The organism is Gimesia sp. (assembly GCF_048260065.1).
In the GTDB taxonomy this organism is placed as follows: Bacteria; Planctomycetota; Planctomycetia; order Planctomycetales; family Planctomycetaceae; genus Gimesia.
This window is the reverse complement of record NZ_JBLXHC010000002.1, coordinates 253,029-268,533: the sequence shown is the minus strand read 5'-3', so window position 1 is coordinate 268,533 and position 15,505 is coordinate 253,029. Positions and strand designations below refer to the sequence as shown.

The 15,505-nt window shown below is 51.1% G+C and carries 8 protein-coding genes; 5 read left to right on the top strand and 3 right to left on the bottom strand.

Annotated elements, in window-relative coordinates; translation table 11 throughout:
* The first annotated feature begins 16 nt into the window (after positions 1–16).
* Genes ACN0YN_RS04160 through ACN0YN_RS04145 form a run of 4 tightly spaced genes read left to right on the top strand, consistent with a single transcriptional unit; the run spans position 17 to position 9,352 of the window.
* Complete coding sequence (locus ACN0YN_RS04160; protein WP_417383726.1) at positions 17–2,125, top strand: vWA domain-containing protein; 2,109 nt, start codon at positions 17–19, stop codon at positions 2,123–2,125.
* A gap of 2 nt (positions 2,126–2,127) precedes the next feature.
* Complete coding sequence (locus ACN0YN_RS04155; RefSeq protein WP_417383725.1) at positions 2,128–5,949, top strand: hypothetical protein; 3,822 nt, start codon at positions 2,128–2,130, stop codon at positions 5,947–5,949.
* On the top strand, positions 5,946–8,285 hold the full coding sequence (locus ACN0YN_RS04150) for a glutamine amidotransferase (RefSeq protein ID WP_417383724.1): 2,340 nt from the start codon (positions 5,946–5,948) through the stop codon (positions 8,283–8,285). Before ACN0YN_RS04155 ends, ACN0YN_RS04150 begins: the two co-directional genes overlap by 4 nt.
* Entirely contained in the window at positions 8,285–9,352 is a 1,068-nt protein-coding gene (locus tag ACN0YN_RS04145; RefSeq protein ID WP_417383723.1) for a hypothetical protein, read from the top strand. The genes ACN0YN_RS04150 and ACN0YN_RS04145 overlap by 1 nt, the downstream gene beginning before the upstream one ends.
* Positions 9,353–9,390: 38 nt before the next feature.
* On the opposite strand, the gene ACN0YN_RS04140 is transcribed toward ACN0YN_RS04145, so the two are convergent.
* The 3 genes from ACN0YN_RS04140 to ACN0YN_RS04130 form a co-directional block, all read right to left on the bottom strand.
* Positions 9,391–10,230 carry a sigma-70 family RNA polymerase sigma factor gene (locus tag ACN0YN_RS04140; protein WP_417383722.1) on the bottom strand — a complete coding sequence of 280 codons (840 nt, stop codon included), beginning with the start codon at positions 10,228–10,230 and terminating at the stop codon, positions 9,391–9,393.
* 474 nt (positions 10,231–10,704) lie between these two features.
* Positions 10,705–12,540 carry a 30S ribosomal protein S1 gene (locus tag ACN0YN_RS04135; protein ID WP_417383721.1) on the bottom strand — a complete coding sequence of 612 codons (1,836 nt, stop codon included), beginning with the start codon at positions 12,538–12,540 and terminating at the stop codon, positions 10,705–10,707.
* A 484-nt stretch (positions 12,541–13,024) separates the two neighbouring features.
* Positions 13,025–14,203, bottom strand: a complete 1,179-nt coding sequence (locus ACN0YN_RS04130) for an aldose 1-epimerase family protein (RefSeq protein WP_417383720.1) — start codon at positions 14,201–14,203, stop codon at positions 13,025–13,027.
* A gap of 349 nt (positions 14,204–14,552) precedes the next feature.
* Between ACN0YN_RS04130 and ACN0YN_RS04125 the strand changes: the two genes are divergently transcribed.
* Positions 14,553–15,395: a glycosyltransferase family 2 protein gene (locus ACN0YN_RS04125; RefSeq protein WP_417383719.1), complete on the top strand. Its 843-nt coding sequence runs from the start codon at positions 14,553–14,555 to the stop codon at positions 15,393–15,395.
* Positions 15,396–15,505: the final 110 nt, after the last annotated feature.

Here is a 15,505-nt window from a genome sequence, read left to right as displayed (position 1 = left end):
GAGGGAAGGAAACAAGTTGAGTTTTTTAACGCCTCTCTATTTAGCGGGAATCATTGCAGTCGGGCTCCCGATTCTGCTGCACCTGGTCAGACACCAGCCTAAGAACGTGCTGCTCTTCAGCTCCCTCCGTTTCCTCGAACACAAACCTCCTCAGACCAATCGCAGAAATAAGATCGAACACTGGCTGCTGCTCTCACTGCGTGCGCTGGCCGTCATCCTGCTCGTCACAGCCTTTGCGCGTCCCTTTTTCAAGAACACCGATCTCCAGTTAACCACCGCCGAGCCTGTTAAGCAGACGATTCTGCTGATTGACACCAGTTCCAGCATGCGCAGAGCTTCCCTCTGGGATCAGGCGATTCAGACGGCAGAACAGATTCTGAAAGAAAACGCGCAGAACCAGATTTCGATCTACACATTCGATTCCAGTTTACACCCGATCAAACCTCTGCAGGCCTCACAGCAGACTGCACAGCCCCCGTTAACAGAACAGTACGGGGAACGACTTCGCAGCCTGTCACCAGGCTGGCATGCAACGGACCTGGGACTGGCTTTATCGGAAATCGCTGCTCTGCTGCAGCAACAGGCAATTTCTGATCCGACAGGAACTTCGCTGCAAAACTGCACGATCGAACTCATCACTGATTTTCAGGAGGGTGCGCAGATCACTTCCCTGGCGGAATTTTCCTGGCCAGAATCTCTGCAGGTTCGTCTGCATCCGCTCCAGACACCCCAGACCAGTAACGCCGGACTGCAACTGCTGGCGATCGACAGTTCTCAGCCGACCGTACGCATCCTGAATGCTTCCAACTCAAAGCAGGAACAGTTCACCGTCGCCTACGAATGGCGTCCGGGCGAACCTGAACTCGCTCAATCGATTTATGTGCCGCGTGGCCAATCGCGTGTGCTGCGTCTGCCTGCGTTAAAACCGGATCAGCCAACACCTCTGATCAAACTGAACGGCGATGATCATCCCTTTGACAACACGCTTCATTTTCAACCACCCCAGACTGAGAATCGGACGATCGTCCATTATGGGATTCCGGCAGAAAATTCGATTCAGACTCCCGACTATTTTGTAAAACGCGCCTTTCCTTCTACGCCGGAACGGAAAATTGAATTCCTCACTGTGGGCCCGGATTCACCACAGCTACTTGTAGGCACAGCAGACATCGACCTGATGATTCTCAGCCGGGAATTGTCTGCCGAGGAATTCTCACAGGTTGACGAATTTCTTAAACAGGGGGGCGTCGCACTTTTATCATTAAACGATCAAACGTCGGCAGACTCCCTCAAATCACTGCTGTCGCTCTCAAAACAGGAACAGGCAGCAACACAAATTGAACCGACGGAAGTCAATGGTTATGCCTTGCTCACCAATATCGATTTCGAACATAAACTGTTTCAAATGTTTCAGGCTCCGGAATTTTCCGATTTCACGAACCTGAAATTCTGGAGCTACCGGAAACTCTCTCTGCCAGACAGCCTGTCCCATCAGGTACTCGCACGGTTTGATCACAAAGACCCTGCGCTGGTCAGCATTCCCCGTGGAGCAGGGCGGTTAATTGTCTCTACATTTGGCTGGACACCGCAAGAAAGCCAGTTTGCACTTTCAACCAAGTTCGTTCCCATCATGAACGCGATCCTGAATCTCAAAACAGAATTCAATGCATCACGAACTCAGTTTCTGGTCGGCCAGAAGGTCAAATTACCCGAACCGGTTCAGCTCGTTCACGTCAGTACTCCCACGAAACCGCAGATCCACCTTGCTGCCGGACAGCAGGATTTCACAGAAACCGTTCAGCCGGGCCTGTATCAGATCACCACCGAAGATCAGCCGAAAGCCGCACATCAGTTTGCCGTCAATCTGGATATTAACGAAAGTAAAACGGCTCCACTGCCTGTGGAACAACTGGAGGCACTGGGAGTCAAACTGATTCAGGCTGGTGAAGCTTCTGTTATTGAAACACAATCTGCCGACCTTCGACGCCAGGCACAGGTTCGCGAACTGGAACAGAAACAGAAACTCTGGCGTTGGTTGATTCTCGGGGCTCTCGCGCTGTTGGGCCTGGAAACACTGCTGGCAAAATGGTTTGCCGACAAAACTTCTGCGACACGAAAGGCGTAAGTATGGGCCTGTCCGATCTCGTTAAACAACTCAATCAGATCATTATCCGCTATCAGACCAGCGTGAAACTGAGACGGTTGACTTATCTCTGGCTCGCTGCCTGCGGACTGACTTTACTTTCGCTGTTTGTGCTCAGCCCCGTCGACTCACGCCAGGCCCAGTCACTTCTGCTGGGAGCCATGCTCGGCCTGCCGATTCTGATTGCTGTCGGAATCCTCGTGTATCGACCTGGAAATCGCTTCTCCCCGGCAAATCGACATGCCATCGCCACGCTGATTGAACGCACCTATCCCGATCTGGATACCAGTCTGCTGGCGACTCTCGAACTGGAAAAAGCTCCTCAGGAAACGCGGCCCACTTTTCTGCAGAACCGTTTGATTCAACAGGTTCTCACGCATGGCAGACAACATGACTGGAGACAGGCAATCTCAAACCGCAGGCTGATTCTGCAAAGTACGACCCATTTGCTCTGTTTCGCAGCCTGGTTCATCAGCTGTCTGAGTTGCTTGTCCTACTTAAAGGCTGCTCCTGCAGTAAATCATACTTTACCTTCTATCGCCGCACCGGAAGCAAGCTATGAGGTCGAAATCAAACCAGGCACAACGGAAGTCGAAAAACATCACCCCTTACTGATCACGGCACGATTTAAAGGCAAAACCCCCGACACCGCCGAACTGCTCGTCAAAAATGCAGCAGGGGAATTGAAACAACTGCCTCTGACAAAACATCTGGATGCCCCCGTCTTCGCCGCACGTCTGTCAGACATTACGGAAGCATTGTCGTATCAGGTGCAGACCGCAGACTGGAAGTCCGAAACCTTTCAGGTGGGAGTTTATATCCTGCCTGAACTGGTCCAGCTGAATTCGAAAATCACTCCACCAGATTATACCGGACAGCCTGCACAAAACTTGGAAGACAGTCTGACCATCAGCGCGATTATCGGTTCAGAAGTGGAACTGGAGGCGCACTTCAATAAACCGGTCTCAACCGCCACTCTGGAAGCGAAAGAGCAACCACCACTGAAACTGGCTGTCGCTTCGGATGGGCTGTCTGCTCGACTTACCTTGAAAGCGGAGTCGAACCAGACCTGGAACCTGAAGCTGATCGACACGGACCAGCGAGAAAACCGGACGCCCCCATTTGTTGATCTGGCTGTGATCCCGAATTTACCACCGGAAATCAAAATTACCTTCCCGGGCCGGGACACGCGTGTCTCACCGCTTGAAGAAGCACTCGTACAAGGGACCGTCAACGATGATTACGGCCTGCAGCAGGTGGGTTTCGTCTATTCCATCCCCGGTCAGCCGGCTCAAACGGTGCAGCTCAAGAATTCTGAACAGAACGATCTGGAATTCTCTGCGGAGCATCTGTTATCCCTGGAACGGTTACAGGTGCAGCCCGACACGCTCATTTCTTATTATCTGTTTGCCGAAGATATCGCAGCGGATGGTAAACCCCGGCGTATCTCGAGCGACATGTTCTTCATGGAAGTTCGTCACTTTGAAGAAATCTTTCGCCAGGGACAGTCAGCCGGCGGTGGATCAAAAGGCGGAAAGAGTGGAGGCAATGCGGAAAAGGCGGAAAAACTGGCCGAGCAGCAGAAGCAGATTATTAGTGCCACCTGGAAGATCATACGTCGGGAAATCAAATCAACCGTCTCGACAGCGTTCAAAGAAGATGTCGGCACATTGAAACAGGCTCAGCAGGCTCTGGTGACTGCGACTCTGGAACTGGCCGCCAAAGTAAAAGAACAGAAATCCAAAGCGATCATTGAATCGATCACTGCCAAAATGCAGGAGACGGTCGCGTTACTTGCTTCGTCTCAGGAAGCCGGGAACGTCGAACCATTAACGACTGCCCTTTCCACAGAACAGGCCAGCTATCAGATGCTGCTCAAACTCCGTGCCCGCGAACATCGTGTTTCGCAGAACAAAAACGGCGGCGGCAGCAAAGGGGGAAGCAGCAGCCGTTCACAGAATCAGTTACAGCAACTGGAACTGACAAATCAAAAGCAGCGTTATGAAACGGAAAACCAGGCGTCGATGCCACAGGCAACGCAACCGGATCGTGAGTCACTGCAGATCCTCAATCGACTCAGAGAACTGGCACAGCGTCAGAAAGATTTGAATGAGCAACTCAAAGCTTTAGCAGATAAACAGCGATTTGCAAAAACAGATCAGGAACGCGAAGAAATCGAACGCCAGCTGAAGCGATTACGGGAGCGTCAGAGAGAACTGCTCAGGAAAGCCGATGAAGTCGCTCAGCGGATGGATCAGTCTAAACAACCCTCTTCGTCAAAGTCCCGGCGGGAACTGGAACAGACGCGAAATCACCTTCAACAAAGCTCAGAGTCCCTGAAAGAAGGGCAAATCTCTCGTGCCCTGAATTCCGGAACCCGCGCGCAACAGCAGCTGGATCAACTCAAAAATGACTTCCGTAAAAAGACTGCCAACCAGTTTGCAGATACGATGCGGGGGCTGAAACAGCAGGCGGAACAGCTCGACGAAAAACAGAAGCAAATCGGTGCACAGCTGGATCAACAGCAACAGCAGGCACAAGCTCAGGAACGTAGATCGCTCCGCAGAAATCAGGGACAACAGGAACTGGCAAACCAGTTGCAGGAACAGGAAGACCGTTTGAAAAACCTGATGGAGCAAATGAAGCAGGTTGTTCAGGAATCTGAGAAATCTGAACCGCTGCTTTCGAAACATCTGTACGATGCGATCCGTAAAACCCGTCCGTTTCGTCCTGATGATGCATTAAAGAATGCAGCCGAGTTTCTGAAGGATGGCGATCAGCAACGGGCGCAGGAAGCAGAACAACGGGCCGCTGCGGGGATCGACACCATGAAACAGGGCATTCAAATGGCCGCCGAGAGCGTGTTGGGAAATGACCTGGAAGCACTCAAGAAAGCCCGACAGGAACTCAAATCACTGACATCAGAACTGAAGCAGGAAGAAAGCCTGGCAGCGAATACCAACCATAGGGAACCTGGCAACTCGACAAAGCCCGGTTCATCCAAACCAGGTTCATCCAAACCAGGTTCATCCAAACCAGGTTCATCCAAACCAGGTTCATCCAAACCAGGAGAAAATGCCCCGAAGCAGAGTAACCAGCAATCACCCGGTCAGCAAAGCGGAAACAAACCAACTTCCGCTGCTCCCGGGAAAAACCAATCAGGCCAGAAATCATCACAGCCGTCCCCCTCGTCAGATGCGAAATCCAGTCAACCTGGAAAATCGGGCTCTCCCGGTGGTTCACCCGCATCGACTCCCGGCTCATCACCGGGACAGGGAAAAGGTCAGGAATCTCCTTCCGTGCAGCTGGTATCGGCACAGGCAGGATCCGGATCGGGGCAGTCAGGCCAAAAGAAAAACGAAACACCTGCGTCGCAATCGCTGGCTCCGAAATCGTTGAAGGGGTCCCGCAGTGCAGGGCAATCCAGTTCTGCAGGAGGCCAGGGGGGACCAGGCAGTCCTGCTTCAGGACCGCTGACCGGTAATCAGTTCCGGGAATGGTCAGATCGAATGCGGGATGTCGAAGAGATGGTGGGGGATCCGGAGCTACGCAGTAAAGTCGCTCAGATCCGTGAACGTGCTCAGAGCATGCGTGCGGATTTTAAACGTCATTCCAAAGCACCTCAGGGAGACATGATCAATGCACAAATCCTGGAACCGCTGGTTGAACTTCAAAACATTCTCTCCAATGAAATCAGTAAACGAGGCGAGGAAACATCGCTGGCACCGATTGACCGCGATCCGGTTCCGGAAAAATACTCAGACCTGGTCCGTCGTTACTATGAAGAACTAGGAAATGGAAAATGATGCATCTGGCACAGCTTCAATTTGGTGCGCCGGGATGGTTTGTCATCTCGCTGACGGTCATCGCGGGAGCATTCGCGTTATTATTCTACGCCTATCGCTCATTGACTTTAAAACAGTCGCTCTCAGGAGCAGCGTTATGCCTGAAACTGTCCGCTATTGCCATCCTCTCCATCGCATTGACTGAACCCTTATGGAGTGGTACACGAATTCAGCCGGGCACCAACCTGTTTGCAGTCCTGGTGGACGACAGTGCCAGCCTGCAGATCACCGATCCCGACACAGGTCAAACGCGCCTGCAGCAGGTTCAGCAACTACTCGCAGGAGAAGATAAGAAGCAGCCCTCATCTCAGCCCCAATGGCTGATTGATCTGCAACAGAACTTTTCCGTACGCCAGTACTCCGTTGACTCGCACGCCCATGCAAAATCTGATTTACAGCATCTGACATTCGCCGGGAAACACAGTAATCTCATTTCCAGCATCAATGAACTGAATCAGCGTTATCAGAAGCTCCCTTTAGCAGGTATCCTCCTGATGACCGACGGCATCTCCGCGGAAGAAATCAGCCAGTTAAAACCAGGTGTGCCCGTGTATCCGGTTCCCATCGGCAACGAAACTCCCGCCACCGATCTGGCGATCACGAACACGTCCGTCACTTATTCCCCGTTTGAAGACGCGCCCATCCGAATTCTGACGGATCTTTCGACCACAAACTGCCAGCAGAGCCAGGTGGAAACACAACTGCTGGATCAGGCCGGGAAAGTCGTTGAAACCGTCACCCGTCAGATCGAGACTCCCGATCAGCAGTTACAAATCCGGTTTCAGGTGCTACCAGATCAACCTGGAATCGCCTTTTATCAGATCAAAACCAGACTGCAAAAGAACGCGAAACCGGAACTGACACTGGCCAATAACCAGCGCACTCTGAAACTGGACCGAGGTCGAACCGCACACCGCGTGCTGTATGTTTCGGGACGTCCTAACTGGGAATTCAAGTTTCTGCGTCGCGCGATTGAAGATGATGAGTATATTCAGCTGGTCGGTCTGATTCGGATTGCCAAAAAAGAGACCAAGTTCGATTTTCGCAGCCGCGACGGAGAAGAAGGGAATGCACTCTACAGGGGCTTTGACCGGCAGAACGAAGCCGACCTCGAACGCTATGATCAGCCTGTCTTTGTCCGAATCAATACACAGTCACCAGATGAATTGCGCGACGGTTTCCCGAAAACGGAAACAGAACTGTTTCGATACGAAACGATTATCATCGACGATCTGGAAGCCGCCTTCTTTACCCATGACCAGATCGAATTGATCACCCGCTTTGTTTCTGAACGAGGGGGCGGGCTGGTCATGTTGGGAGGCCAGGAGTCGTTCCAGCAGGGGGGATACGACAAAACGGATCTCAAACAGCTGTTACCCGTTTATTTTACTCAGAGAACTGCTGACGCTGTCGAAAGTGACTACCAGTTTGATCTGACCCGCGACGGCTGGCTGCAACCCTGGATGCGCCATCATAAAAACGAATCGGACGAACGCGATCGGCTCGCCGCGATGCCTGCTTTCAAAACCGTCAATCATGTCGATTCCACCAAACCGGGCGCGATTCTGACCGCAGAACTCAAGGGGGCTCAACAATCTCAGCAGCCTGCCATCGCCAGCCAGCGTTACGGCCTGGGACGTGTCTCAGCGGTTATGATTGGCGACTTATGGCGCTGGCGATTAAAAGAAGACACAACCGATCCCCAATTGAACAAAGCCTGGAGGCAGCTGTTAAGGTGGATGACAACAGATGCTCTGGAACCGGTGAATCTGCAGATTGAAGAGAGTTCAGCGGGCGCGGCTGGTACCCGTATCAAAGTCCATGTCCGCGATGAGGAATTTCAGAAGCGGAGTGACTACCAGGTCGAACTGGAAATCACCACACCGAATCAGGAAACGCTGAAACTCAACGCAGAGCCGGTAGCTGATCAGCCCGGCGAATACCAGGCTGTTTATCTGCCCGACTTACCAGGCGGCTATTCCATTGCGGCCCGCGTGACCACTCCTGAATCAAAAACCAGCACAACGACAGGTGGCTGGGTTCATGCCCCGGAAACTGTCGAGTTCCGATCGGTGAATCCGGATCTCGCGTTATTAAAACAACTGGCACACCAGTCAAAGGGAGAAGTCATTCCTGCTTCACACCTGACTCGATTTGTCCGTTCAATCGATCAACGCGAAATCCCGGTTACAGAAGAATCAATCTCTCCACTCTGGCATCATCCCTGGGTACTGCTGCTCGTTCTGGGATGCCTGTTTGGTGAATGGTCATTGCGACGCTGGAAAGGATTGCCCTGATGCCTCATATGAAGCTTTATCGATTTCTGACAGGATTCTTCAGTCTCTGCCTGCTGGTACACAGCCAGACAGCATCTGCACAGCAAGCGAGTTCCGCAGAGAAGACCGAACGAATGATCGTGGTGACAGGAGCGGAAGGGACGTCGGAATACGGACAGCAGTTTGCCGACTGGTCCGAACGCTGGCAGCAGCTGGCAGCCGACAAACAGGCAGATTTGATCTTGATCGGTGACAGCGTAGATGCCCGGCATAGCGACCTGGATCTGGTTCTGCACGAACTCAGCCAGCAAACAGACCATACGGCAACCTGGCTGATTCTGATTGGACATGGCACCTTTGACGGCAAAAACGCCCGCTTCAATCTACGCGGACCGGACCTGACAGCAGATGCATTAAACCAAGCCTGTCATGCCATTCAACATCCACTGGCGGTGATCAACTGCTTTTCGTCAAGCGCCCCTTTCCTGGAAGTGCTCTCTGCGGAAAACCGGGTTGTCATTACAGCGACCAAAACGGGACACGAATTCTACTTCTCCCATTTCGGCAACTTTCTTTCCACAGCCGCCAGTGATAGACTGGCTGACCTGGATCATGACGGCCAGATTTCACTGCTGGAAGCGTATCTGGCTGCCAGTCGTCAGACCGCGGAATTCTATCTGGAAAAAGGGGAGCTGGCGACCGAGCATGCCCTGCTGGATGACAACGCCGATCAGCAGGGGACACGCGGCGATCAGTTCCAGGGCCTACATCAGACTCCCGGATCCGTCGTAAAGACAGCCGCCTCACTGCCTGACGGCTATCGTGCCCATCAATTTATTCTGTCGGCAACGCAACGTCTGACGCTCGTGTCAGGCGAACAGAAGCGGCTTCGAGACGAACTGGAAATCAAAATCCTGGAACTGAAACAACGCAAAGCTTCCTTTGCCAATCTGGATGAATACTACCAGCAGCTGGAGCCACTGATGGTTCAGCTGGCAAACGTGTATCGCAGTTCTGATCAAAAACAAAGACGGACCATTTACGATTCACAAGTCGTCCCCGTCAATGCAAAAAAGGCCAGTCGATAACTGGCCTTATTGCATAATTTTTTTTGCGGAAGCTCTGGTTACTCGCCGGAGATTTCTTTGGCCAGTTTTTTCAATGCTTCACTCTCAATCTGCCTGACGCGTTCCCGGGTAAGACCTAATGCCTGCCCGATCTCCTTCAGCGTCTTGGGTTCATCACCATCCAGACCGAACCTCATCCGCAGAATATTGGCTTCGCGTTCCGGAATTTCTTTGAGCAGACGGAAGACGTGTTTGAGATTGTCATTCTCAACCAGTTCGTCATCCGGGCCTTTCAGGCGATCATCGGGAATCATTTCTCCCAGTGACCAGCCGGCATCCTGTTGTTCCGATTGAGGAGAAGAATTGTAAAGCTGAATTGCCTTCTTCACGATCTTCAGTTTTTTCGGTGGCAGATCCAGCTCACGGGCGACTTCTTCGGTCGTCGGTGTGCGGTCCAGAGTATCCTGCAGTTGTGCAGTCGCTCGTCGCCATTTCGTAAGCAGTTCAACCATGTAGGCCGGAATACGAATGGTCTTGGCTGAATTCACCAGTGCGCGTTTGATCGACTGTTTGATCCAGTAACTGGCATAAGTACTGAAGCGGGTCCCCATCTCAGGGTCGAAACCTTCGACGGCTCTGAGCAGTCCCAGGTTGCCTTCTTCAATCAGATCCTGCAGAGGCAGACCTTTGCCTGAGTAAGCACGGGCAATATTCACAACCAGCCGCAGGTTGGCACGCACCATGCGATCACGGGCTTCTTTATCCCCATGTTCGATGCGGTTCGACAACTCTCTCTCTTCTTCTGCAGAGAGCAGGGCCGTTTCGTTGATTTCTTTGAGATATGTTTCTAATGGATTCTGTACGGCTGAAGAGGAACGCCGTCGAGCAGTTTTCTGCATGGAAAACCTGTTATCTATTTGTTGTTGACAAATGGAAAGCCGTTCTTGTCCCTGGCTTCCATTAGATTTGCAACCGTTCGCGGGAACTCGTTTCCTCTCGACACGATGAGTAATTGACAGGCTACCGTGTAGAAACAGCAGTAGCCTGTAGGATTATTATCGGCAAGAGACGTCCGATTCCTGAACCCTCTCTGGAAAACCAGGATGCGAAAACCAGAAACTGCAGAATCTGTATCGATTATGCGGATCAGGATGATTGGTGTTGCTAAAATACAACAGGCACAGGAGTTTTGAACAATTTCTGAGCTCAGCCATTGCATAAAAAGAGGCTGATCCATCCATGCGCACTCTTTCTCTGTCGTGACGCCACCGGTTGGAGTTCTCACCTGATCGTAGCATATCATTAATCAAAAAAGCGACGGCCTGGATTAGACCGTCGCTTTCAATTTCTATGCTGGAATCAGCAAAAGAGAATTACTCAGTTTTCTCTTCCGCTTCTTCTTCTACAGCAGCCTCTTCGTTGCTTTCTGAAGGCATTGTAAACAGTGGAGCATCCCCACCGGTACCGCCCATCAGTTCCTTACGAGGTGCAGCAGCAGTTGCTGGTTCTCCACCTTCGCCAGAAGCAGATTCTTCTTCGATGGGTTCTTCCAGTTTGCGGCTCAAGCCAATCTTGCGATCATCGGTATCGACACGCAGGATTTTCACATCCAGAGCTTCACCGACTTTGACGATGTCTTCTGGATTTTCGACTTTATGATCTGCCAGTTCTGAAATGTGCAGCAGACCTTCGAGTTCTTCTTCCAGTTCAACGAAAACGCCGAAGTTGGTAATCTTGGTGACGGTTCCCTGAACGATCGCACCGGGCTGATATTTCTGAGGAATATCTGTTTCCCAGGGATCGGAAGCCAGCTGCTTCAGACCCAGAGCGATACGTTTGCGTTCTTCATCAACTGAAATCACCAGGCACTCGATTTCGTCGCCTTTCTTCATGACTTCACTGGCGTGAGAAATCTTACGTGTCCAGGACATATCGCTGACGTGCAGCAGACCGTCGACACCTTCTTCGAGTTCGATGAAAGCACCGTAGTTGGTCAGGTTGCGAACAGTTCCCTTGACCTTGGCACCTTCCGGATACTTCTTGGTGACTTCGTCCCATGGATTGGACTGAGTCTGTTTCATACCCAGAGAGATTTCCTGCTTGTCTTTGTTGACGCCCAGAACAACAACTTCGACTTCATCGCCGATGTTGACCAGTTCGCTGGGGTGATTGATGCGTTTGGTCCAGGACATTTCGCTGATGTGGACCAGACCTTCAATACCGTCTTCCAGTTTCACGAAGGCACCGTAGGACATCACGTTGACAACGTGACCGATAACCTTGGTACTGACGGGGTATTTGGATTCGACCAGTTCCCAGGGGCTGGGTGATTTCTGTTTCAGACCCAGAGCGATCTTCTCTTTATCGCGATCGACACTCAGGATCATGACTTCGATTTCGTCATCAATCTTGACGATCTCTGTGGGATGGTTAATACGTCCCCAGCTCATGTCGGTAATGTGTAACAGACCGTCGATTCCGCCCAGATCGACGAAGGCACCGAAATCGGCGATGTTCTTGACAATCCCCTTGACGATCTGACCTTCTTCGATTTTGCTGAGCAGGTCCTGCTTGAGCTTTTCGCGTTTTTCTTCGATGAGCTTACGACGTGAAACAACAATGTTACGACGGGCTTCATCAATTTTCAGAATCACACACTCAATGGTACGACCAATGTAGTTGGCGATGTCTGAAGGACGACGGATATCGACCTGGCTGGCGGGCAGGAAGACATTCACGCCGATATTGATCAGCAGACCACCCTTGATTTTGCGAACCACAGTACCGGAAACCACATCGCCTTCGGCGTGGGTCGCGATGACTTTTTCCCATTCGCGAATCCGATCTGCTTTCCGCTTGGAGAGCATGGTTAAACCGAATTCATCTTCTACTTCTTCGAGCAGGACCTGAACTTTGTCGCCGGCCTTGGGAGGTTCTTCATCTTCAGACCACTCATCGATGTGGACAACACCTTCACTCTTGAATCCGATGTCGACGAGAACCTCTTCACCGTCCACACTCAGAACCACACCGTCAATAATCTGATTGACATCATAGGCACAGGAGACGGAAGCGTACACATCATCCAGTACCCACTCGTTTTCATCACCTTCTACATCGGCATCGACTTCCGGCATGACCTCTGCGAACGCGGCATCCAGGTCTTCATCGGAAACACCAAACTCTCGAATTAAATTACGATCAACCATACTAAAAAAAGTCCAACTACACTTAAAATTTCGAAATCATATTCTTGCAGGAAAGTCAGTCTCATTTTGATGTCAGGGGCTCGGGGATCTGAAATCCTTTGGATCAGCCGTCCCAGTGTTACAAAGACGTCTCTTCGTTAACGAGTCTGTGCAGCCGAAACGGGCATCAGAAATTCCGTTAACTTGCCAATGAACGCAAACTAACAATCGAAAAAAAAAGCGAAGAGATCAGAGAATCTCCCGCAACCATCCAGTGAATATTAACTTCTCCAAAACCAATCGTCTCACTCGGCGGCCAATGCACAACACATTGAACGATACACCCAGGAGATCAGTCCAGCAAATATATCAGAACCATTTGATTTAATTCCAGCCATATAGACGGCAGAATGTGATGAAATCGCTGATTTCTTCTATTTTTTCGTCGATTCTCGCGCGATTCAGACCGCCTGCATCAACGAAGCGGAAACATACTTGTGCCAGCTCATGAAAACTTCGAATGCGGGTCACTGTGAATCACAGCAGGGGCCTGTTCAGTTAATTTCGTGATTTTCTGTCTCATGGCATCAACTGAATTCGAATTATTCAAAATCGAGACTTCAAATTCCGTCTCGTAGCTGTCTCCGGGACCAAGGTTCTTGAGCCGCCCCTGTTCCCGCTCTTCTGCACGAAAATTCGGGAAATTGATTCCCGGTTCCAGGCCAGTCACATACCCACTCGCCTCAGGCTGCGTATTCTTCCAGAGAGTAAAGCAGGGGAGTGTCGACTTTTTAAAGTTAACCAGAAACCCTATCCCCCCATCTTCACTGGAAAGCAAAGCGGGAGTAAATCCCTGCTCATCAGCAACAGGATCAAATAAATAGACCTGTTCCGCATATCCTGCTGTCGGTCCGAGATAGGTATTCATTTCCTTCACACCTTCCGCAGCGCGGGGATCCCGGGGCGCCATCTCTGCAAAAGGCATCTCAAACCGGGCTCCCTCTCCCAGGAATGGGGCCCCCACATTGATGTGATACAAGAGTTCAGACTCAGTATTGTCTGCACCAGGATTGGTCACCCGATCACGAATTCGAAACGTGTTCGAGCCCAGCTGTGTTTCGAGTGTGGTTTCCAGCAGCAACTGGCTGCCAAACAGCATGGCTTCCTGAACTTGCCCGGTGAGTCTGATCCAGCCGCCATCCTCCGGATCAAGGGTCACGCTCACAAAATGTGCGGGGGTATTAGCAATCCGTCCATGCAGTGTTAATTCCGATTCCAGAGGATTTCCGCCCCGATCTTTACCGGGAGGACCATTCGAGATCAGGCCGCAACGACAGATCAGCTCATTGAAGCCGCTCAGCCAGCCCAGGCCCCCACGTTCGGAAAGATCGATGTACGCCGGATTCACAGGAGCTTTGACGGGAGAGTCCCATCCAACAGGAGTTTCCTGATACTGCCCTTTCCAGACGCCCATGCCTCTGGTTGGTAGAACCGAGAGTGTTAACGCTCCATTGTGTAAGGTGATCAGGTCGACGCCTTCGGAGGTGCCGCCATGCATCTGCTGTTTTTTAATGAACCAGCCGAGCTCTTTGGAAAAATCGGGGTGAGACTCTGCATTGATCAGGGTCTCTTCGATCCAGGTTTGAGAACTCACATCGGTAAGCAAGACTGTTGTCGATTTCATGAGCGCTCCTCAGCGATTGCAATATCAGTCGTACAGTTACAGTTAATGATCAAAACCTGAATAAGCGATATAACTCGCAGATTCGGTCTGACAGTATGGATAATGTAAACCGGTTTGTTCTACTTCGCCAGTATCGAAAGCAAAAAGGAAACAGAAACTCCTCTTGCAGTTGGAATTTACGACTTATAATACAGAATAAGCTGTTTTCGCTCATAACGGCAACCACATACGGAAACGAGTATCTAACTCATTCTCCACTCGATACAATTCAAGACAACGAATTGCATTCTCCGTTTTTCATATTCCCTATTGTTCCGATCAATTAAAGTTACCCATGGACCAGCTCTCAATGACCTCAGTTCCTCAAGCGGATGAACACGGATATCCTTATACCGACGAATGGTACAATTCACTCAAGAGATTCCTGGGGGAGGCTGGTTGCCGCCAGCTTGGCTTCTATCCGATTCCTCCCGATTTCCTGCTGTCTGTGGTGATCCCTATTTTCAACGAGCAAAAAACCGTCGAGAATCTCATCAGTCAGGTAAAAGAAGTTCCGATTCGGAAAGAACTGGTCCTGGTGGATGATGGCAGCACGGATGGGACTCGGGAGATTCTGAGAAAACTGGAAGAGCAGATGCAGGCGGAAAACGATCCGCAAAACCAGGTCCGCGTGATCTTCCATGAACAGAACCAGGGCAAAGGAGCCGCTGTCCGAACCGGCTTTATGGAAGCCCAGGGGGATGTCATGCTGATTCAGGACGCTGACCTCGAATATGATCCCTCCGAATACCCACGACTGCTGCAGCCTATCATTGAAGGCAAAGCAGACGTCGTTTACGGCAGCCGCTTTCTGGGAGATCAACCACACCGGGTCCTGTATTACTGGCATTTTCTGGGAAATAAGTTTCTGACCACTCTTTCCAACTGCTTTACCAACCTCAATCTGACAGATATGGAAACCTGTTACAAACTCTTCAAAAAGGAAGTCATCAAAGAGATCGCACCGGGACTGTGTCAGAACCGGTTTGGTATCGAACCAGAGCTCACCGCAAAAGTCGCTCGCCGTCAGTGCCGGATCTTTGAAATGTCAATCAGCTACGATGGTCGCACCTACGACCAGGGAAAGAAAATCGGCTGGCGGGACGGCGTGAAAGCGCTCTGGTGTATTGTGCGCTACGGCCTTAAGGATTGACATTGCCCGAGGGCCTGATGCATTAAGGTCCCAATTATGAAGCACTTAATTTATTAATTGCTTACCCGATCCTTTCTAAAAACAACCCTGCCAGCATTGCCTGTGACACA